Origin of the sequence: Marinobacter xiaoshiensis (assembly GCF_031631795.1) — a bacterium.
Lineage (GTDB): Bacteria > Pseudomonadota > Gammaproteobacteria > Pseudomonadales > Oleiphilaceae > Marinobacter > Marinobacter xiaoshiensis.
Genome location: NZ_JAVMBO010000018.1, coordinates 432,941 through 452,832 on the forward strand (window position 1 = coordinate 432,941; position 19,892 = coordinate 452,832).

Consider the following 19,892-nt stretch of genomic DNA (forward strand, 5'->3'; position numbering starts at 1 on the left):
AAACCGGCTGCCGCTATTTCGTCGGCGTGCCGGCTTCCACCCGAACCCTACCTTCCTTCAACATCGCTAACTCATTAGCCAACCCGGAACGCCAGGGTTGTTGCTTGATTCCAAATGTATTGCGGATTTTGGTACAGATCAGCGTTGTATTAGGCGGCTCAAGAGCACCCCATGGTGGCATCTCATCCACAACGTGAATATCTTCCGGAATACCCGGCAAGCCAGCAATGGCAAGTCCCAGCTCATACAGGCTGATTTCTTCGGCGCCAGCATACTGGTATGTCCCCCACACCTCTGCACCGCAATCTAGTTGCTGGATAACAGCGGTCATTACTCTGGCAAGGTCTTTCAGTGATACGGGCTGCCCAACACAGCGTCCTGGCAATGTCAGAGTCTCATTTGCCGCAGTGCTGGCTTGAACCTTGCGAATAAACCGACCCAGACTCCAGCCGGTGCGCAAAATGATGTGCCGGGGTAAAAGTGTGCGCAAGGCTTGCTCACACTCCCACTGCCAGCTGCCCAACTCATTCACCGGCTGACCAGGATTGGAGGCGATATAGCCACTTTGTTTACGACCATCAAAAACATAACACGATGATAACTGGAACAACGCCATGCCTTTGTCGCGGGCAAACTCCGCAATAGCCACCGGAAGTGAAAATGCTGCTTTATGGGTACCTTCGGGGTCGCACTCTGCAGCTTCCGGATCTGCCAGCCAGAGCGCATTGACAATAAGATCGGTGTCTTCCGGAATCCAGCGTTCCAGAGCACTGAGGTTAGCTCCCGCAGGATCACTGACGAGCAAAGGACTGACATGCAGAGAGGTTTCCCTGAGCCGCTCAAGCAGAACTTTCCCCAAAGGGCCGTAATCGTGAACAACAAGTACATGCACTAGGGTTCAATGCCTCCGGATATTACTGATATGACGGGCCAGATGCCCTTTATAGCCAATGGCTTCATTCTGCCGCTTCGTAGAATGATCGCATCTCACGATGCCGCCAGGCGACTCTGCACAGCACTGTCATCTTTATCAGAAGCATACAACACAAGGACTACCATGCTGAAACACCACAGCCATATTGTTGCCCCCATTCCCGACGAGTTGCGCACGCGCGCCCTCTATACAGTGGAAGAACTTCGCAGCCGGGGCAAAGCCGACAAAGAGGCCGTCGACAAGCTCTACAACTTGATCATAGATATGACCGACGCAGGCCTGGACTTTTTTTTCATCGAGCCTCTGCGGCGACTAAGAGCAAGCAAGATGATGTTAAGCATGGCAAAAGTTGGCATTAGCAGCATGCTTAAGGGCAGCAAGATGGTTGTCCACAAAGTACTTAAAAAACTGGATGACCGCAGCCTGGCCGCCATTCTGGATTTCATTGAAGAAATCATCCATGAGCCGGAAAATACCTGACCAGGTTACCGGGAAATCCTCGGAACCCGGCTGGTGAGGCCCGTCAAGAGCTCATAGGAGATAGTGCCAGCACAACTTGCGACCTCATCGATTCCAACAGTGCGGCCCCAAAGTTCAACAGGATCTCCCACCATGGCCTCTGGCGCATTACTCAGATCCACCGCCAGCATATCCATCGAAACCCGACCAATCAGCCGGATACGACAGCCAGCAATGGCAGCAGGCGTGTCCGTTCCGGCATGGCGGGGATACCCATCTCCGTAGCCAACGGCAACCATACCCATTCGGGTGTCGCGCTCTGCAACCCAGGCAGCGCCATAACCAACGCTTTCACCTGCCTTAACAACCCGGGTAGTGATTAGCGGCGCCTCAAGGGTCATCACTGGTTCAAGACCAAGTTCGGGCCCCGTTTTCCCGACGATCGGTGAGCCACCATAGAGCATGATGCCAGGTCGACTCCAATCAAACAGCGGCTGACCGGGAATGAAATGGGCTGCAGAATTGCCAACACTTTTCATCATTGAGGGCCAAGGTGAAGTTGCCGCTTCAAAGTTCGCTGTCTGGGCTAGTGTCATTGTGCTCCCGGCATCGTCGGCACAGGCAAAATGGCTTACAAAGCCCAGCAACCTGGACGTAGCTCCCATTTTTTCCAGCTTGGCCATAACGGCAGGCAGATCCTCTGCACGAAAGCCCAAACGGTTCATACCGGTATTTACTTTCAGCCAGAAGGCAGGCACAGCACCACCCTGCTCCATCCACGCAAGCTGGTGTTCACCATGCAGTACCGGCTCGAAGTTATTTTGTACGCAGTCCGCCAGGTCACCTGCCGCATGTACGCCCTGGAGTAACACTACAGGTTGAGCCTGGCCTGCTGCCCGAATAGCCCAAGCTTCTTCAATACAAGCAACCGCGTACTTGGGCACAATATTCGCCAGTGCAGATGCGATCCTGGCGATGCCATGTCCATACCCATCAGCCTTTACAACAGCCATAACTTCGGCACCGCCCGCAAGCTCGCAAGCTTTGCGGTAGTTGGCACGCAAGGCATCAAGATCAATGCGAGCGACGGTACTCCGTGGCATCAGTATTCTCCACCATAGTCCCCGTAGTCACCGCTAGCGAGGTCTTCAAATTTTGTGTATTTACCGATAAACGCAAGGCGTATGGTGCCAATAGGGCCATTACGCTGCTTGCCGATGATAATTTCGGCCACGCCCTTGTCTGGCGTATCTTCGTTGTACACCTCATCACGATAAACAAACATGATGACGTCTGCGTCCTGCTCAATCGCACCCGACTCACGCAAGTCAGAGTTAATCGGGCGTTTGTTGGGGCGCTGCTCAAGACTTCGGTTAAGCTGCGAAAGTGCGACCACCGGGCAACTAAGCTCTTTCGCTATGCCTTTCAGAGACCGGGAAATCTCGGAGATCTCCGCGGTCCGGCCTTCGGTGTTCCCTGGCACCCTCATCAACTGCAGATAATCCACCATAATCAGGCCGATTTTGCCTCCGTTCTCACGGGCAATACGGCGTGCGCGAGAGCGTAGCTCAGTAGGGCTAAGACCCGGCGTATCATCAATATACAAAGGTTTGTCTTTAAGCAGACTGACAGCAGAGGTAAGCCTTGGCCAATCATCTTCTTCCAGCTTTCCGCCGCGAACCTTGCTCTGGTCAATGCGGCCGAGAGAGGAAAGCATACGCATGGCCAGAGCATCTGCTGGCATCTCCATACTGAATACGAGAACCGGAGTACCGGTACTGATCAGTGCATTCTCGACGATGTTCATGGCGAAGGTGGTTTTACCCATAGAGGGTCGCCCCGCCACAATAATAAGATCGGCCGGCTGCATACCGGAGGTTTGCTCATCCAGATCCCGGAATCCGGTAGTAAGCCCTGTGGTTTGCTCACCGGATTCGAACAATTCTTCAATACGGCTCAGGGTTTTGGTCAGAATCGGGTTGATGGATTGGGGGCCCGAACCTTCCTTGACTCTGGACTCGGCAATCTGGAATACATTGCGCTCTGCCTCATCCAGAATCTCGCTGCTGTTGCGCCCTTGAGGGTTAAACGCTGAGTCTGAAATTGTGCCTGAAACTTCCACGAGCTGCCGAAGGATAGAGCGCTCCCGGACGATCTCTGCATAGGCTCGAATGTTGGCAGCACCCGGTGTTTTCTCTGCCAGCTCCGCGAGATAGGACAAGCCACCGGCATCTTCGATATCGCCAGCACGCTCCAGGAACTCAGCCAGAGTGACAACATCCAGCGGCTCGTTTTCGCTAGCCAGCCGCTCCACCGCGCCAAAGATAAGCCGATGGTCCTGACGATAAAAATCGGCAGCGGAGATTATCTCGGTAATTTCATCAAATCGCCGGTTATCCAGCATCAGACCACCCAGCACGGCCTGCTCCGCTTCAGCGGAATGAGGAGGCACCTTGATGCGGCTGGTTTCCGGATCGGTGATTGCAGGTTTCAGATTAGGCTTGGCCATGAACACATCTTCAGTTGAACATCACAGCCACGACAGTGTTTGTGGAAAGTCGCAGCAATGGAGGGGGTTACCGGAGTTAACAGCATACCAGAAAGCAACAGGCCCGAAAGCCGTATTAAACGGTTCGGGCCTGTTGGGTTGACCGCCTGCAATCTCCGAAAAGCTTACACCCGGCCACCAGCGTATTACAGAGACCGGGGCAAGCCCGGCACTGCTTCCGAAGAAGACAGCTTACTCAGCAATAACCGCCAGCTTAACAGTTACTTCAACATCAGAGTGCAGGTGAAGCTCGATTTCGTATTCGCCAGTTGACCGCAGCGGGCCTTCTGGCAAGCGAACTTCGCTCTTCTCTACTTCGGTACCTGCAGCAGTGATTACGTCAGCAATATCACGCACACCGATGGAGCCGAACAGCTTGCCTTCATCGCCTGCTTTGGAGGTTACTGTGAAGGATGCACCTTCCAGAGCCTCAGCGCGGGTCTGAGCTGCTGCCAGCTTCTCGGCTGCTGCTTTCTCAAGCTCGGCACGACGCTCTTCGAACGCCTTCACGTTTGCTTCAGTGGCAGGCGCAGCCTTGCCGTAAGGAAGCAGGTAATTACGGCCGTAACCGGACTTAACTTTTACCTTGTCGCCCAGGGTGCCAAGGTTTGCAACTTTCTCGAGCAGAATAACTTCCATCTCGTTAACCTCTTCGTGCTTTATTCAGCCGGCCCGGCAGGCTTTATTCGCCTCCGGATATCCAGCCAGCTATCCACAAAAGCCAGAACCACTAACAGAATCATCAGGCTTGGGCCCAGAAGCACCAGTGCAACGTAAAACATTGCAAGCCACTGGCCACTCAGATTTTTACGACCAACAATGCCATGAATCAGTGCCAGGCCCGCCAAAAACATCGGCGTTCCGGCTATCCAGACCAGCAACATAGCATTCAACCCGAGAAACGGGCCAACAACCATGGTGGCGATAAGAACCACAGCAACGGCGGGTGACAGCTTGAGATCATGAAATTCCTTGCGGAAACCGCCAGGATTATATAACCCCGACTGCCACGACCTTGCCAGCATTGTCATGCCCACGCCGACTGCCAGATAACTACCGGCCATGCTGGCGTTCATGGTGTCCCGAATAACCGTCTCAAGATCACTCCCAAGAGCACGGGCCACCTCAGCATTGTACTGCTCGTAAAAACTGACCCCGGTGCGAACGAGCTCGTCCATCAAACCGGGATACACCATGGGCAAGACAAGCCCCATGACGATCGCCAGAAAACTCCCTCCGAGAAGGGCTCTTTCCCAGGACAGGGTTGTTCTCAGCATGGATGCCATAAGCATCACCTGCAGTAGCACCGCCAGAGCTGTAGGATCGCCCCCGAACACACTCCAACCAAGAGCTGGAAGTAATGCCCAAAGGCCAATATTAAGCCCCTGACTGATGCCAAGCCTGAGAATAACCAGGCCAACAACCGCTGCGCCAATCCAGAACAACAAAGGTATTGCAGTAGTGACTGCTGCTACCCCGCTGGCCTGCAGGGGACCGCGCATTACAAATTGTGCCAGTGCACGCATGGTCCCAAGTCCTGTCTATCTGTTCTTAGTTATCGTGGCTATCCGAGTACGGCAGCAGTGCCAGGTAGCGGGCGCGCTTGATAGCGGTAGCCAGCTGACGCTGATAACGTGCTTTTGTGCCAGTAATACGGCTAGGCACGATTTTGCCGGTTTCAGTAATGTAGCCTTTCAGGGTGTCCAGATCCTTGTAATCGATCTCTTTAACACCTTCTGCCGTGAAGCGGCAGAATTTACGACGTCTGAAAAAACGAGCCATAACGTAACTCCTCAACTCCGGTTAATTACTCTTCTTCGTCCTGGGAATCCGCTGTCTGAGAATCGTCCTGGCTTTCGCCGTGACGGTCATCAGAAGATTCAGCTGAACGGCGCGGACGATCTTCTCCGCCGGAACGACGGTCCTCGCGGGACTCAGCGGCTTTCATCGGAGACATATCGGTAACAGCTTCATCGCGACGCAGAATCAGGTCACGGATGATGGCATCGTTGAACCGGAAGTTGTGAGTCAGCTCGTCCATTGCTGCCTGTGAACATTCAACGTTCATCAGCACATAGTGAGCCTTGTGAATCTTGTTGATCGGGTATGCCATGTGACGACGGCCCCAATCTTCCAAACGATCTACCTTGCCGCCATCTTCAGTGATGAGGCTGGTATAACGCTCGATCATCGCGGGCACCTGCTCGCTCTGATCCGGGTGTACCATAAATACGATTTCGTAGTGACGCATGAGTTCTCCCTACGGTTTAAACAGCTTTCGCTAATTCCCGGACTGACCAGGAAGCATGAAAGCAAGGAGGTGGCAGCCTGTGCCGCCGGTTTTTTTGCTCTATCAATAAGGCTTTAACAAAAAAGACTTGATCAAAAGCGAAGCCTTGCAAGCCTGATTAAAGGCAATACAAAACCTTCCCCCGGAAAAGGGGTCACGTATTCTAGGCGTACGCAGCCTTCTGTGCAAGAGTTAACCAAGGCGCTGGCGCAAAGCCTCATACAGACAAACACCAGTAGCAACGGAAACGTTAAGACTATCCACATGACCAAGCATGGGGATATTGACCAGTTGGTCGCAGTGCTCACGGGTGAGCCGGCGCATACCTTTGCCCTCTGCCCCCATCACCAGCGCCACCGGCCCCTTGAAGTCTGCTTGATACAGCGTGGCTTCAGCTTCGCCTGCGGTACCAATCAACCAAACCCCTTGATCCTGCAGCGTGCGCAGAAAACGCGCCAGATTAGTCACGCGTACAAAAGGTACTGTTTCCGCCGCACCACAAGCAACCTTTCGGGCGACAGCAGTCAACGAAGCGGACTTATCTTTGGGTACAATTACGGCCTGCACGCCCACTGCATCACAGGTGCGCATACACGCACCCAGATTATGGGGGTCGGTTACGCCGTCCAAAACCAGTAAAAACGGGGGCTTGTCGCTGGCTGCAAGCTGAGCCAGAAGATCACCCTCTGTCCATTCGCGACTTTCACTGACTGCGGCAACAACACCCTGATGAACGCCACCTACCCGCTCATCCAGCTCCCGACGATGTACAACGCCCCACTTCACCCCAAGCTCATCCAGAGTGTCAGTGATACTTTTTACGCGCTTATCCTGACGACCGGTCTGAATCCAGACCTGCTGCAACCTTCCTGGCTCACGCTTGAGAACTGCTTCAACCGCGTGCCAGCCAAATACAAATTCCTGGGACACTGATTCGAATTCCTGTTATTTGCCTGTCTTGCGGGGCTTGCGTGGTTTACTCACCCCATCTGGCTTCGCTGCACCTTTCCTGGGCTTTTTGCCCGCATCACGAGCAGCCTCTGCAACCAACTGCGCTTTCGCACTCGCAGGCTTGCTACTGCGCCCAGATTTACCGGATTTTGCACCAGTAGACGCTCCGCCACGACCACGACCCTTATCGGCCCGCTTGCCATCTTTACCGCGTGTCTCGCGCTTGGACACCCCCAAGGCATCGCGATCTGCTTGCCGACGCTTGGGCTCACTGACCAACTCCAGGTCGATCTTGCGATCTTCCATGCCAACCCGCATGACACGAACGCGCAACTCATCTCCCAGGCGGAAGCTGATAGCCGTGCGCTCACCAATCAGACGATGCTTGGCAGCGTCGTGTTGGAAATAGTCGCCATTGAGGGTAGAAACATGCACAAGGCCTTCAATGTATACGCCCGAAAGCTCGACAAAGAATCCGAAGGGCACAACAGCTGCAATCACCCCATCAAATTCCTCGCCCACGTGGTCGCTCAGGAACTCGCACTTGAGCCACGCCATAACATCGCGGGTAGCATCGTCAGCGCGCCGTTCTGTCATCGACACATGCTCGCCCAGCTGCTCCATTTTGGCGTAATCGTAGGGATACTCTACCAATGCAGCGTCGTGCACAGCCGGTGAAACCACATCCTTGGTCACCTCAGGATTGTGGATTCGGGATTTGATTGCTCTGTGCACAATCAAATCAGGGTAGCGGCGAATCGGCGAGGTAAAGTGAGCGTAGCTTGGAAAACCCAAACCAAAGTGGCCGCTTTCTTCCGGACTGTACACAGCCTGGCTCAGCGACCGCAACATAACGGTCTGGATGACGTTGGCATCCGGCCGATCCACGATCTGGGCCAGCAGCGCCTGGTAGTCAGCCGAACTCGGCTTGTCACCACCACCCAACTGCAGACCCAGCTCACCCAGGAACAAGCGTACCGAATTGAGGCGCTCCTCGGAGGGCCCGTCGTGTACCCGGTAAAGGGCTGGCATCTTGTGCTTCTTAAGGAAGCGTGCAGCCGCCACGTTAGCGCACAGCATGCTTTCTTCTACAATTTTGTGGGCGTCGTTACGATGCACCGGCACAATTTCTTCGATTTTTCGATTAGCATCAAAAACAATGCGGGTTTCGGTAGTTTCGAAGTCTATGGCCCCACGCTCTGTTCGTGCTTTGCGCAGCAACTTGTAGAGATCGTACAGATTATGCAGGTGCGGCAGCACATCCGCGTACTGGGCCGACAAGCGATAACCCGGCTCTGTATCTGGCCGCTCCAGCATGTCACTGACCTTGTTATAGGTCAGCCGTGCATGGCTGCGCATAACCGCCTGATAAAAGGTGTACCCACTGATATTACCTGCGGCGCTGATGGTCATATCCGCCACCATGCAGAGCCGATCCACATCCGGATTCAGGGAGCACAAGCCATTGGACAGCTTCTCTGGAAGCATGGGCACCACATGATCCGGGAAGTACACAGAGTTGCCCCGGCGCAGCGCCTCCTCATCAAGCGGCGAGCCTGTGCGCACATAGTGAGACACATCAGCTATCGCTACTACGAGGCGATAGCCCCCCTTGCCTCGGGGCTCACAGTAAATCGCATCATCGAAGTCCCGGGCGGTCTCATCATCAATGGTCACCAGACGCATATTGCGGATATCGACCCGATTCTTCTTATCCTTCTCTTCAACTTCAGCGGCAATAGCGGCGGCCTGAGCACCTACTTCGGTAGGCCAGTTATGGGGAATATCGTATGAGCGGATAGCCACGTCGATTTCCATCCCAGGCGCCATATGCTCACCCAAAACCTCGACAATCTTGCCGGTAGGCTGGGTACGCACAGTAGGTTGGCGCAAGATATCCACAACCACATACTGACCATGGACCGCATCACCCACATGCTCTTTGGGCACCAACACTTCGTGATTGATGCGGGCGTTTTCTGGCACCACATAGGTAATGCCGCTTTCATTAAAGAAGCGCCCTACCGTTTGCTGCGTGCGATGTTCTATCACATCAACAATAACGCCTTCACGCCGGCCACGGTCGTCGACCCTGTCTACCCGGGCTGCTACCCGGTCGCCGTGAAACACCTGGCGCATTTGCCGAGCGGTGAGAAAAAGATCAGATCCGCCATCGTCCGGCACAAGAAAACCGAAGCCATCTTTGTGGCCAATAACCCGACCACTAACCAAATCGGCCTCTTCAATCGGCAGGTATGCATCACGCCGGTTACAGATAAGCTGTCCATCACGGCACATGGCAATCAAGCGTCGCCGGAGCGCTTCGATGCCTTCCGGGTCTGTCTGCCCAAGCTCGGAACACAATGTTTCGTGTGTTGCCGGCGCCCCCCGCTCTTTCAAGTGCGCAATTATGAATTCCCGGCTTTGGATCGGGTTATCATATTTTTGAGCCTCACGACTGGCGTGGGGGTCTTTGTGTTTTTTATTCCTGGAAACCATTAAAATCCTTGCTCAATGCGGCGCCACAGCGGCACCCTTCATATACATTAACAACACAGTATACGTCGGCAGGCAGTAACTGCCTAACAACCCACCTTTAATACGCACAATTACTTGCCAAGTATTTACAAAAAAAATGTTTGACAGCTTAGGCCGGAATTACTAAAGTACGCGCCATCGGATGAGACGCCTTGTTCATCTTAGGCAGAAACGCCCAGTTTTCAACAAACTAACGGCAAAGCTGCAAATCACCTGCCGAGGTGGTGAAATTGGTAGACACGCTAGCTTCAGGTGCTAGTGGGGGCAACCCCGTGGAGGTTCAAGTCCTCTCCTCGGCACCATTTCTTTCCCCAAGAAATGGATGAAGACACTAACATTTTTTTCAAAACACTGCACTTAGCTCGAATTTTCTATGCTTGGCATTGTTCTGTGCCCTGCTTTACTCTCGCACTGTATTCAATTAAAGACGCGCACCTTTGTTGCGAAACTCTGATGCGCTCTTGATTTGCCGGCTACCTCCCTCTATTTTCAGGGACTTCATCCTGGTTCAGCAACTCGACAAGATACTCGGAGAGGTTTTTGTAGCGGTACTCAATCCGGGCGTAAACTCCCGACGGTTCGTCTTCGAACTTGCGGCCACAGGCACGGTTGGCACTGTAACTCTTGAGATAGGCGTTTTGGATGAGATTGGGCGTACCGCCAAGAGGTGTCTCGCTGGTTCTTGACGGGTAATACAACACCCACTCAAATCCATTCTCCGCATCAACAGTGCTGAGCCCGGACATCTCTGGCGCCAGGAAGCCATAACGCAGCGGTCGTTTGAGGCCATCCCGGGTATCAAACTCCAGGGCAAGCCCTGAAAAGGCCGCAGGTTGAGGCTCATAGCCCGCAAACTCATACCCATAAACCCCCGTGACCACTTGCGCTGCATTCTGATCAGAGTCAGCCACTATGCCCTTGCAGTCAACGAACTGGCTTCCGTAGATCAACGACTCAAGCTCAACTCCATCTTCCAGAAGCTGATATCCCGGAAAACCCTCGGGCGCATCTGGCGCGGTGGCGGTTTTTGGTACCAGGGTTCGAATAATTGTTGGGCCGTCTGACTGGTGAATTTTCGCGTCCAGCTTCGCCAGCTTTCCAGCATCAAGACCCCAACTGTATGTTACCTCGGACTCTCCTCCTATCTCAGTTGATCCTGGCTGAGTACCCTTGGGCTGGTGACAGGCAGTGCCGGTTTCGAACCTTGCCGTGCGTGCAACCCAGTCAAATACCAGTCGCTCATCAACACCGGGATTATAGTAGGCAGTTTTACTCTGAGGCGACAGTGATGCTGAAGGCAGCCATTGGGTACTGAGCTTGGCCATATACCCATTCACACTGATCAGCCTTGCAATCTCTTTCATCGATGGAGCGAGACAGCCTTCAGAGGTTATCGATTGCAGGCGACCATCTTCGCTGTAATCAAACATCAGCTCCGCGGACACCTGTAAGTCTGAACGGTTAGCCGGCAAAGTGCCTGAACGTTCGGAGTATGCATAAACACGCTGACTGGTCAGCAGCACAGGATCGCTCAATTCCACCGGAACCAAGGGCAAATCAAGCTCGTCAACATCCACGTTTGCGTAGTTGCCTTGAGCGGCCGAATCTACAACTGCAACAACATCATCGGCATTCTGCAACAGGGAAACCCCAAGAAGAAAAGCCCCCTGCGGGCTGAGGAATCGCTCTGTGCCATCGCTCTCTGGCTCAGCCAGTTTATCGTTATATGCTTTCGGAAACTGACTGGCTGAGAAGCGGGCCATGGCTCGCGCATAAGCATGGGCGCGGTCATCTTCAGCGAGAACATAATCCCTCAACAAATTAATGCCGGCAAAACCGGATAAAGACGAACTCCCGGAATCCGCCACCGGTCCCAGTGTCGTGAGTCTGCGATAACGAGCCAGCGTTGTCAGAGGGGTAATATTACGAACGCCTGGCGCGGCAGAAAGCATAAACGCGCTGGGAATCGCCAAGTCTCCAGAGCGGGTTTGTTCCACGGCTTTGCCAGGCAGCGCCAGCGCATACAAAGGAAACTTAGCTGGATTGATATTGGGCCCAACCTTTGGGTCCAACTGGAGCTCCGAGATATCCAAAGAGAACTGACCATCTTCACCGCTCATGGCAGTAGGCTCTCCGGAAGGCAGAACAACCTTGCGACCGGATGCCAGCTCATACTCCATTGGCCCAGACGTGTACTGGCTGTCGCCATCCATATCCAACCAAACCCGGGCATTTTTGAGATAGCCGTCTATCACCCTTCCTGTATAGGGTGCCGGGTCGCTGTATTGCACCCCGTCGAACTCACGGCCATCTACAGGCAGCTCATCGGATTCCTTGCCGCAGCCGGCAATGGCGAGAAAAAGTACAGAAACAGGCAGGAAAATAAGGGGCTTCATCACGGCAACCGTTTATCCTTGTTAGAGGTTGTGCCGTTACTTTAGGGGATGTAGAAGCTGGAGACCTTGATAGGTTTGGCAATCTGTAAAGTTTAGTAACAAGAAAGCCCCGGGAACTGGCCCGAGGCTTTCCTTTAACCTGATTTAAAACGCGCGGGCAACGATCTCTTTCATGATCTCGTTGGTTCCACCGTAAATGCGCTGAACTCGCGCATCAGCCCAGGCACGGGCAATCGGGTATTCCCACATGTAGCCATAGCCACCGTGCAGCTGCACACATTCATCCAGTACTTTGCACTGCAAGTCTGTGGTGTACTGCTTCAGCATGGCTGCAGTAGGTATATCCAGCTTCTTCTCCAGATGGAGTTCCAGGCAGCGGTCGGTGAACACCCTTGCCGCAGCAATCTCTGCTTTCATTTCTGCCATTTTGAAACGGGTATTCTGGAACTTGATCACTGGCTTACCAAAAGCTTTACGCTCTTGCACGTAATCAAGCGTCCACTGCCAAGCTGCTTCTGCAGAAGCAATAGCAGTCAGGCCAATTTGCAAGCGTTCAGCAGGGAGTTCTTGCATCAACTGGAAGAAGCCCTGCCCTTCGCGCGCACCCAGCAGGTGAGTTTCAGGGATCTTTACATCCTGGAAAAACAACTCGGACGTATCCTGAGCCTTCATTCCCACTTTGTTCAGGTTTTGGCCTTTCTGGAAACCTTCCCAGGCAGATTCCACCAGGAACAGGCTGATGCCTTTCGCACCTTCTTTTGGGTCGGTTTTGGCGACAACAATCACCAGATCGGCCATTTGCCCGTTGGTAATAAAGGTCTTGGAACCATTCAGAACATAGTGATCGCCGTCCTTGATGGCTGTGGTTTTCACACCCTGCAGGTCGGAACCGGCACCCGGTTCGGTCATGGCGATAGCCGTAATCATTTCACCCGACGCCATTTTCGGCAGATATTGCTTTTTCTGTTCTTCGGAGCCGTGGTTCAGTATGTAGGGGGCAACAATATCGGAGTGCAGCGTCCAGCCGATACCTGAGAGCCCGGCACGGGAGACTTCTTCCATAATAACCGCGCTGTATCGGAAGTCAGCGCCAACACCGCCGTACTCTTCAGGCATGGTGGGGCACAAAAAACCCAGCTCGCCAGCTTTTTGCCATAGCTCGCGGCTGACCTGCCCGTCTTTTTCCCACTGCTCGTGGTAGGGCGCGGCTTCTTGTTCAAGAAATTTCCGGACGGAATCCCGAAAGCCGTCAAGGTCTGCATCGAAGAGCGTACGTGGAATCATGGTAAACCTCAGTCAGTGAACAGTGTTGTAACTAGCGTTCACCAAGTCTCTTCTTGCAGGCAGGTTTGCTCAATGGTTAAAACCATCAATCCTGCTGGCCAAAACCATCGTTGCGACTCATTTTGGCGTTCACTCGAGCCTCACCCCAACGGGGCATCAGGTCTTGGGGCAGGCCCAGATGATCCAGAATTCGAGCCACGATAAAGTCCACGAGATCCTCTATCGATTCCGGGCGGTGGTAGAACCCGGGGCTGGCCGGCATGATCACCGCTCCCATTTGGGTCAGCTTCAGCATGTTTTCCAGATGCACTTGTGAGTATGGCGATTCACGGGTCACCAGAATCAGTTGGCGTCGTTCTTTAAGCGCCACATCGCCCGCGCGCTCAATCAGATTGTTACTGGCGCCAGTAGCCATTGCGGACAAGGTCCCTGTACTGCAGGGGCACACCACCAAAGGGGCCTTTTCACCAGAACCGGAAGCCGGTGGCGAAAACCAGTCTTCACGCCCAAACACCACTACTTGGCCCGGCTGGGCTGATGCGTATTCCGTCAGCACCTTTTGCATAGCTGACGGGCTTCCCGGCAGCTTCAGGTCGGTTTCAGTCGCAATAACAATTTGTGCCGCCTTGCTGACCATTACATGAACCCGGCAACCCGCTGCCACCAGGCATTGCAGCAAGCGCAGGCCATATTGGGCACCGGATGCTCCGGTGAACGCCAGGTTTATGGTCGGGGCTTTCGACACGCTCTCAGGCATGGGTTGGGTCAACGATATAACTCCTTCTGTGCCGGGTCAGCCATGAATACGTTCAAGCTCGGCTATGAGCTTACCGTGAACGCCACCAAAGCCACCGTTACTCATAATGACAATGTGGCAGGGGCTCGGCAGATCTGCCATTACACGCTCAATCAGCCCTTCTACTGTGGACTCTACAAGGTGTTTACTTGATTCCGGATTACCGGACTGCCAAACGGAGACCAGTTCCGGCAGCCAGTCCATAGTGTTCAGGTTGGCCCAATACACTTTATCTGCCAACGCAGCACTCGGCAGCAGCGTATGCTGGTGCACGCCCTGTTTCATAGTGTTGGAGCGGGGCTCGATGAGGGCGATAACCGGCTCCTTCCCCACCTGATTGCGCAATCCGTCCAGGGTGGTCTCTATGGCGGTTGGGTGGTGAGCGAAGTCGTCGTAAACTTTAACTCCACCAATATCCGCCAGCAGTTCCATACGGCGCTTTACGCCAGAGAAGCGACACAGCGCGGCCACGGCGTGATCGGGCGTTACCCCCACATGCTTTGCCGCAGCAATGGCTGCAAGGGCATTGCGAACGTTATGCATACCCGTTTGGCTCCACTTCACCACGGCAACGGGCTGCTCGTGATGAACCACCATAAATCGGCTACCGTCTTCGGATAGCAGCTCGGCACGCCAATCAACCGATGCGGCTGTTTCGCTCCCGATAGCCATATCCTGAACCGGGCTCCAGCACCCCATATCGAGAGCTTTATCCAGATGCTCATCCAGGCTTGGGCGAATAATCATGCCTTGAGACGGAACCGTGCGAACCAGATGATGAAACTGTCGCTCGATGGCCTCTACGTTTTCGAAGATATCGGCGTGATCAAACTCAAGGTTATTCAGTATCAGGGTATGGGGGCGGTAATGGACAAACTTGGAGCGCTTGTCGAAAAAGGCGCTGTCGTACTCATCGGCTTCAATTACAAAAAAGTCGCTATCGCCGAGACTCGCTGAAACCGGAAAATCTTTCGGCACGCCACCCACAAGATACCCGGGCGCAAACCCAGCCTGATCAAGAATCCAGAGGAGCATGGCTGTGGTGGTGGTTTTGCCGTGAGTACCGGCAACGGCCAACACCCAGCGATGCCGCAGCACCTCCCGAGCCAACCATTCGGGGCCAGACATATAGTCAATGTTACGGTTAAGCACCGCCTCTACCTCCGGGTTACCCCGTGACATCGCGTTGCCGATCAGCACCAGATCAGGCTTTGGCTCAAGGTGTTCCGAGCGGTAGCCTTCCATCAGGCTGATACCCTGGGCTTCCAGTTGTGTGCTCATGGGCGGATAAACGCCCTGATCGGAACCGGTCACCGTGTGGCCGAGTTCCCTTGCAAGAACAGCCAGACTGCCCATGAACGTGCCACAAATCCCCAGTATATGAATATGCATTCGCCGCCTGCCCTCTACGTTGAAACCCGACAAGCCTCCCGTATCCTTTCAGTGCCGTCAAGCGCATTGCTATCCGCACTTCCTGCCATGAAAATTGCGCGCATTTGACGTATCATCTGCACCATCGTCGAATCAACTGGAGACTCCACCCCGAGATGGCCATCAAGAACGCATTTTACGCTCAGTCTGGCGGTGTTACCGCTGTAATCAACGCGAGTGCCTGCGGGGTCATCCAGACCGCCCGTAAGCACTCGGACAAGATCGGCAAAGTGTTTGCAGGTCGCAACGGCATTCTGGGCGCGCTGTACGAAGAGCTGATCGATACCAGCCTCGAAAGTGATGAAGCCATTCAGGAGTTGATCCACACCCCAGGCGGTGCGTTCGGATCTTGCCGCCACAAGCTGAAGAACATCTCGGAAAACCGCCGGGAATACGAGCGCCTTATCGAAGTATTCCGCGCACACAACATCGGCTACTTCTTCTACAACGGTGGCGGCGATTCCCAGGACACCGCCTACAAAGTCTCACAAATTGGCGAGAAGCTGGGCTACCCCATTACCTGCATCGGCGTTCCCAAAACAGTCGATAACGACCTGCCGTTTACCGACTGCTGCCCTGGCTTTGGCTCTGTAGCCAAGTACATCGCCACATCCACCCTGGAAGCCAGTCTGGACATCAAGTCCATGTGCGAAACCTCCACCAAGGTGTTCATCCTTGAAGTCATGGGCCGTCACGCAGGCTGGATCGCAGCCGCTGGTGGTCTGGCTGGTCAGGGTGAAGGCGAGCCGCCCCACATTATCCTGTTCCCTGAAATTCCGTTTAACCGCGAAGCATTTCTGGAGCGGGTCGATTTCTGTGTTAAGGAATATGGATACTGCGTGGTGGTTGCTTCAGAAGGTGCCCAGTACGAAGACGGCCGTTTCCTTGCAGATGCCGGCGCCAAAGATGCATTTGGTCACACTCAGCTTGGTGGCGTAGCGCCGGCACTGGCCAATATGGTCAGGCAGGCTCTGGGGCACAAGTACCACTGGGCGGTTGCGGATTATCTCCAGCGCAGTGCTCGGCACATTGCCTCTGCAACCGACGTTGAGCAGGCTTACGCCGTTGGCAAAGCGGCTGTAGAAATGGCTCTGGCAGGCAAACAGGCAGTTATGCCTACGATTGTTCGTGAGAAATCCAAACCTTACGTCTGGTCGATTGGTGAAGCCCCGCTTAGCGAAGTTGCTAACCAGGAAAAGAAGATGCCCATCCATTACATTACGGATGATGGATTTGGTATTACCCAGGACTGCCGCGACTACCTGCTACCTCTGATCGCAGGCGAGAATTTCCCTCCGTTTGACAACGGCCTGCCGCGGGTGGCGAAACTCAAAAACACCCTTGCAGAAAAGAAGCTGAAAACCGATTTCAAGCTCTGATTGATTAAAGCAACTACAGTGCTGATCGGGACCCTGTTAGCCGGGTCCTGATCAGCAATTCTGCGGCTCTGGCTCTTCTATTGTCATTGTGAGACTTCCACCGGCAACCGTGGCCGTTGGTATAATTTCATAATGTACAAACTGGCCTTCATCAAAGGTAACCAGATCATCAACAACCAGGCCGGGCAGCTCAAGGCTCCGTTTCAGGCGTTTATCGGTTTGCCAATCGAGCTCGAACTCCCCAAGGCCAATCACAAAATGTTGGGGCGCCTCTGCACGCATGACCAAGCCTTCCCACAATTGCTTCCGGGTCAGGTTGGGGATGGACGAATCCTTCAGGTCATTAACTTGAACCACATGCTCAAATTCCATACTGCGCTCCTTACCTGCCAGATAGATTCTACAAACGACTAAGCCTCCAGTTGCCGCACGTAGCTTGCAAAATCATCGTACCCGCCTATGTATCTGTCCCCCACCAAAATCTGCGGCACGGTGTGTACAGCTCGCCCAATTTTGTCGGCAATGTCTTCTTTGGTCATGCCATGCTCGATCATATCCACCCAGGTGTACGGCATATTGCGAGACTCACACAGACTCCTTGCACGCACGCAAAACCCGCAACTTGAACGGCCGTAAATCGTTACCTGTTCCATAAAAGCCTCCAAAATAGATACCCCGGAAGGATTCCCGGGCGGTTATAAGGGGTGTAAATAAACTTGAATTCATGATGACATGATTGAGGAAAATTAAAAAATTGAAGCTCTAAATAGCCGCTATAGTAACGGTTCATACTTAGTGCCGCCTCGTGGGGCAAAAGACCCAAACACCCATCACCGTAAGGACAACTCTGTGGTTTACCTGACATTATTTCTGACCTCGTTTGCAGCGGCTACTCTGTTGCCTGCCTACTCGGAGATACTGACTGGCACCCTGGTTGTTCAGGGCTATCCCATGTGGTGGCTGTGGTTCTGGGCCACGCTGGGCAATACATTGGGGTCTGTGGTGAACGGCATCATCGGCAGGCAGGTAGACCGCTTCAAGCACAAGCGCTGGTTCCCCTTGAGTGAAACGCAACTGCACAAAGCAAGAAACAGTTTTAACCGCTACGGCCAGTGGTCTTTGCTACTGGGCTGGCTACCTCTGGGCGGCGACGCGCTGACGCTTGTTGGCGGCATCATGCGCGTGCCCTGGCTCAACTTCATTGTGCTTGTAGGTATAGGCAAAGGCGTGCGTTACGCCTTTGTGATCTGGCTGGTTGCAGAAGCATCAGGCATATCATCACCTTCGCCATAAAGGTATTTGCGTAACAAGGGCTCGCCGTTGAACTCCGAGTGCAGCACAGCAATAAAGGTATACACCCCAATGAGCTTTCGGTTGAGGAATACAAACTCTCTGGGTGGCACGCGGAAATAACGGCTTATGGCTGAACGTGCAGCCTGTCGCGCAACTCTTGACGGCAAGTCGCTTTGCTTCCAACGATACTGGCCCTTCTCGTTAACCGCGTAGTCAGGCCAGCTTGCATGGTCGCTGGACAAGGGCTCCAGAACCGACATGCACACCTCGCCAAACTTCTCCAACACATCCTTCGGCCAGTCAGTGTTCATGAAACGCAGTTTTACGCCCCCATCGATCACTGCATCCAGATCGTTCTCATAAGATGCACGGATCATCTGGATAACCGGGTCAAGAAACTCGCTTGAGTAAGACTGCACAGCACCAAAGTCCAACAGCACTATGCGATCATGCTCCACACCATTGCCATCTTCTCCGGCAATGCGAATACGGTAGTTTCCGAAATTGGGGTCGGTCTGGATCTCACCCCACACGAACAGCTCCCGAAAGAAGAGCTCAAGCGCGGCTTCTCCGAGCGCACTGCGGCGCTCCAGTGACAACTCCCGAACAACGCCAGCACTTACGGAATGCCCATGCTCATAGGTTGAGGCAATAACCTGCGCACCTGAATACTCCGGCAACACCCGGGGAACCACAAACCGGGGGTCATTCTTGAGCATCTGGCGAAATTTCTCTGTGGTGCGAGCCTCAAGATGATAATCAACTTCCCGGTGCATCATCTGTCGCACCTCTTCCAGCCAGTCCTCAAACTCTGGCCCGAAGCTCACCAACCTAGCCACTCTGAGTAACTGAGCCACCGCATTCAGATCGCTATCAACCGCATCGGCGACACCCGGATACTGGACTTTGAGCACCAGCTCCAGGCCATCACTTCGCCGCAATGCACGGTGCACCTGCCCCAGAGATGCGGCCCCAATGGGTTCGGGGTCTATCTCAAGCTCAGCAAATTTATCACTGCCCAGCTCGGCTTTGAGAACCCGCTCGATGGCAGACCACTCCAGCGAGGTAGTCTGATCTTCCAGGGTGTGTAGGGCTTCAGTGACCTCTTCAGGCAGAAAATGCTCACCATAAAGCGCCATCACCTGACCGATTTTAACCACACTGCCTTTCAGTTTTCCCAGCTCCTCCACCAGAAGATGGGCTTGCTTGGATAACATGGCACGGTGGCGTTTATCCCGCTTATCCTTGCTGCTGAACCAGTTCGTTGCCATGTGCGAGGCCACCCGCGTGCCGGCGAAAAGCCCGGCGCGAGTCAAACTCAACCGACGTTCAAAGCTGCCGGTCTTGATACGGGAGACTGAATTACCTGAGCGTCTGGATGACATGTAAGACCTGTCCGGATCTGAAAATTTACCCACCCTGCAAGAACCCCTCACTTGTACTCTAAACGTAACAGCAGCAGGTGGCTCATGTCATTATACGGATACTTCTGCTACCTGACCTCTCCACTGCGACCCATGCTCAGCGGCTTACCTGCCATTGCTCGCCTCTGCCTGCCGGTTTATACCTGCTCTGATGCCCACACAGCCAGGC

General features: G+C 53.9%; 19 protein-coding genes and 1 tRNA gene. 4 read left to right on the forward strand and 16 right to left on the reverse strand.

Going from position 1 to position 19,892, the window contains the following annotated elements; all coding sequences use genetic code 11:
- Positions 1 to 13 precede the first annotated feature (13 nt).
- On the reverse strand, positions 14 to 892 hold the full coding sequence (locus RKA07_RS17420) for an SDR family oxidoreductase (RefSeq protein ID WP_200370255.1): 879 nt from the start codon (positions 890 to 892) through the stop codon (positions 14 to 16).
- A gap of 165 nt (positions 893 to 1,057) precedes the next feature.
- Here RKA07_RS17420 and RKA07_RS17425 point away from each other — a divergent pair, with 165 nt between their 5' ends.
- Complete coding sequence (locus tag RKA07_RS17425) at positions 1,058 to 1,414, forward strand: hypothetical protein (protein ID WP_200202118.1); 357 nt, start codon at positions 1,058 to 1,060, stop codon at positions 1,412 to 1,414.
- Positions 1,415 to 1,419: 5 nt separating this feature from the next.
- Here RKA07_RS17425 and alr read toward each other — a convergent pair whose 3' ends face one another.
- The 8 genes from alr to rnr all read right to left on the reverse strand — a co-directional run bounded on the left by alr (position 1,420) and on the right by rnr (position 9,681).
- A complete protein-coding gene (alr, locus tag RKA07_RS17430) occupies positions 1,420 to 2,496 on the reverse strand; it encodes an alanine racemase (RefSeq protein ID WP_310966933.1) in 1,077 nt (358 codons plus the stop codon).
- Positions 2,496 to 3,902, reverse strand: coding sequence for a replicative DNA helicase (dnaB, locus tag RKA07_RS17435; RefSeq protein ID WP_200202021.1), 1,407 nt, complete (start codon positions 3,900 to 3,902; stop codon positions 2,496 to 2,498). Before dnaB ends, alr begins: the two co-directional genes overlap by 1 nt.
- Before the next feature lie 231 nt (positions 3,903 to 4,133).
- Positions 4,134 to 4,580 carry a 50S ribosomal protein L9 gene (gene rplI, locus RKA07_RS17440; protein WP_310966934.1) on the reverse strand — a complete coding sequence of 149 codons (447 nt, stop codon included), beginning with the start codon at positions 4,578 to 4,580 and terminating at the stop codon, positions 4,134 to 4,136.
- A gap of 20 nt (positions 4,581 to 4,600) precedes the next feature.
- Positions 4,601 to 5,467: a YybS family protein gene (locus tag RKA07_RS17445; protein ID WP_200202023.1), complete on the reverse strand. Its 867-nt coding sequence runs from the start codon at positions 5,465 to 5,467 to the stop codon at positions 4,601 to 4,603.
- 25 nt (positions 5,468 to 5,492) lie between these two features.
- A complete protein-coding gene (gene rpsR, locus RKA07_RS17450) occupies positions 5,493 to 5,723 on the reverse strand; it encodes a 30S ribosomal protein S18 (protein ID WP_007154918.1) in 231 nt (76 codons plus the stop codon).
- A gap of 25 nt (positions 5,724 to 5,748) precedes the next feature.
- Entirely contained in the window at positions 5,749 to 6,192 is a 444-nt protein-coding gene (gene rpsF, locus RKA07_RS17455) for a 30S ribosomal protein S6 (RefSeq protein WP_200370257.1), read from the reverse strand.
- Between the two features lie 231 nt (positions 6,193 to 6,423).
- Positions 6,424 to 7,161, reverse strand: coding sequence for a 23S rRNA (guanosine(2251)-2'-O)-methyltransferase RlmB (gene rlmB / locus RKA07_RS17460; protein WP_200202025.1), 738 nt, complete (start codon positions 7,159 to 7,161; stop codon positions 6,424 to 6,426).
- A gap of 15 nt (positions 7,162 to 7,176) precedes the next feature.
- Positions 7,177 to 9,681, reverse strand: a complete 2,505-nt coding sequence (gene rnr / locus RKA07_RS17465) for a ribonuclease R (RefSeq protein ID WP_310966939.1) — start codon at positions 9,679 to 9,681, stop codon at positions 7,177 to 7,179.
- A 254-nt stretch (positions 9,682 to 9,935) separates the two neighbouring features.
- Here rnr and RKA07_RS17470 point away from each other — a divergent pair.
- Positions 9,936 to 10,022, forward strand: a tRNA-Leu gene (locus tag RKA07_RS17470).
- Between the two features lie 171 nt (positions 10,023 to 10,193).
- Here RKA07_RS17470 and RKA07_RS17475 read toward each other — a convergent pair.
- The 4 genes from RKA07_RS17475 to mpl form a co-directional block, all read right to left on the reverse strand.
- A complete protein-coding gene (locus RKA07_RS17475; protein ID WP_310966991.1) occupies positions 10,194 to 12,116 on the reverse strand; it encodes a hypothetical protein in 1,923 nt (640 codons plus the stop codon).
- Positions 12,117 to 12,260: 144 nt separating this feature from the next.
- Positions 12,261 to 13,400: an acyl-CoA dehydrogenase family protein gene (locus RKA07_RS17480; RefSeq protein WP_310966940.1), complete on the reverse strand. Its 1,140-nt coding sequence runs from the start codon at positions 13,398 to 13,400 to the stop codon at positions 12,261 to 12,263.
- Between the two features lie 85 nt (positions 13,401 to 13,485).
- Positions 13,486 to 14,157, reverse strand: coding sequence for a flavin prenyltransferase UbiX (locus RKA07_RS17485; protein WP_310966992.1), 672 nt, complete (start codon positions 14,155 to 14,157; stop codon positions 13,486 to 13,488).
- Positions 14,158 to 14,193: 36 nt separating this feature from the next.
- Positions 14,194 to 15,588: a UDP-N-acetylmuramate:L-alanyl-gamma-D-glutamyl-meso-diaminopimelate ligase gene (gene mpl / locus RKA07_RS17490; protein WP_310966941.1), complete on the reverse strand. Its 1,395-nt coding sequence runs from the start codon at positions 15,586 to 15,588 to the stop codon at positions 14,194 to 14,196.
- 155 nt (positions 15,589 to 15,743) lie between these two features.
- On the opposite strand from mpl, the gene RKA07_RS17495 reads away from it, so the two are divergent.
- Positions 15,744 to 17,006 carry a 6-phosphofructokinase gene (locus tag RKA07_RS17495; RefSeq protein ID WP_200202030.1) on the forward strand — a complete coding sequence of 421 codons (1,263 nt, stop codon included), beginning with the start codon at positions 15,744 to 15,746 and terminating at the stop codon, positions 17,004 to 17,006.
- Positions 17,007 to 17,057: 51 nt separating this feature from the next.
- Here RKA07_RS17495 and RKA07_RS17500 read toward each other — a convergent pair whose 3' ends face one another.
- Positions 17,058 to 17,378 (reverse strand): AtaL-like protein, encoded by a 321-nt coding sequence (locus RKA07_RS17500; RefSeq protein ID WP_310966942.1) that lies wholly within the window; start codon positions 17,376 to 17,378, stop codon positions 17,058 to 17,060.
- Positions 17,379 to 17,416: 38 nt separating this feature from the next.
- Positions 17,417 to 17,659 (reverse strand): GrxA family glutaredoxin, encoded by a 243-nt coding sequence (locus RKA07_RS17505; RefSeq protein ID WP_200202032.1) that lies wholly within the window; start codon positions 17,657 to 17,659, stop codon positions 17,417 to 17,419.
- A gap of 196 nt (positions 17,660 to 17,855) precedes the next feature.
- Here RKA07_RS17505 and RKA07_RS17510 point away from each other — a divergent pair, with 196 nt between their 5' ends.
- On the forward strand, positions 17,856 to 18,299 hold the full coding sequence (locus RKA07_RS17510) for a YqaA family protein (RefSeq protein ID WP_200202121.1): 444 nt from the start codon (positions 17,856 to 17,858) through the stop codon (positions 18,297 to 18,299).
- Here the strand turns inward: RKA07_RS17510 and RKA07_RS17515 are convergent.
- Entirely contained in the window at positions 18,239 to 19,684 is a 1,446-nt protein-coding gene (locus RKA07_RS17515; protein ID WP_310966944.1) for an ABC1 kinase family protein, read from the reverse strand. The genes RKA07_RS17510 and RKA07_RS17515 overlap by 61 nt on opposite strands.
- Between the last annotated feature and the right edge of the window lie 208 nt (positions 19,685 to 19,892).

Excerpts from the sequence above, each read along its gene's own strand:
- RKA07_RS17500 (WP_310966942.1), bottom strand. The coding sequence starts at position 17,378 with ATGGAATTTGAGCATGTGGTTCAAGTTAATGACCTGAAGGATTCGTCC.
- rplI (WP_310966934.1), bottom strand. The coding sequence starts at position 4,580 with ATGGAAGTTATTCTGCTCGAGAAAGTTGCAAACCTTGGCACCCTGGGC.
- RKA07_RS17505 (WP_200202032.1), bottom strand. The coding sequence starts at position 17,659 with ATGGAACAGGTAACGATTTACGGCCGTTCAAGTTGCGGGTTTTGCGTG.
- rpsR (WP_007154918.1), bottom strand. The coding sequence starts at position 5,723 with ATGGCTCGTTTTTTCAGACGTCGTAAATTCTGCCGCTTCACGGCAGAA.
- RKA07_RS17425 (WP_200202118.1), top strand. The coding sequence starts at position 1,058 with ATGCTGAAACACCACAGCCATATTGTTGCCCCCATTCCCGACGAGTTG.
- RKA07_RS17480 (WP_310966940.1), bottom strand. The coding sequence starts at position 13,400 with ATGATTCCACGTACGCTCTTCGATGCAGACCTTGACGGCTTTCGGGAT.
- alr (WP_310966933.1), bottom strand. The coding sequence starts at position 2,496 with ATGCCACGGAGTACCGTCGCTCGCATTGATCTTGATGCCTTGCGTGCC.
- rnr (WP_310966939.1), bottom strand. The coding sequence starts at position 9,681 with ATGGTTTCCAGGAATAAAAAACACAAAGACCCCCACGCCAGTCGTGAG.
- RKA07_RS17485 (WP_310966992.1), bottom strand. The coding sequence starts at position 14,157 with ATGCCTGAGAGCGTGTCGAAAGCCCCGACCATAAACCTGGCGTTCACC.
- RKA07_RS17495 (WP_200202030.1), top strand. The coding sequence starts at position 15,744 with ATGGCCATCAAGAACGCATTTTACGCTCAGTCTGGCGGTGTTACCGCT.
- RKA07_RS17515 (WP_310966944.1), bottom strand. The coding sequence starts at position 19,684 with ATGTCATCCAGACGCTCAGGTAATTCAGTCTCCCGTATCAAGACCGGC.
- RKA07_RS17475 (WP_310966991.1), bottom strand. The coding sequence starts at position 12,116 with ATGAAGCCCCTTATTTTCCTGCCTGTTTCTGTACTTTTTCTCGCCATT.
- rpsF (WP_200370257.1), bottom strand. The coding sequence starts at position 6,192 with ATGCGTCACTACGAAATCGTATTTATGGTACACCCGGATCAGAGCGAG.
- mpl (WP_310966941.1), bottom strand. The coding sequence starts at position 15,588 with ATGCATATTCATATACTGGGGATTTGTGGCACGTTCATGGGCAGTCTG.
- RKA07_RS17445 (WP_200202023.1), bottom strand. The coding sequence starts at position 5,467 with ATGCGTGCACTGGCACAATTTGTAATGCGCGGTCCCCTGCAGGCCAGC.
- dnaB (WP_200202021.1), bottom strand. The coding sequence starts at position 3,902 with ATGGCCAAGCCTAATCTGAAACCTGCAATCACCGATCCGGAAACCAGC.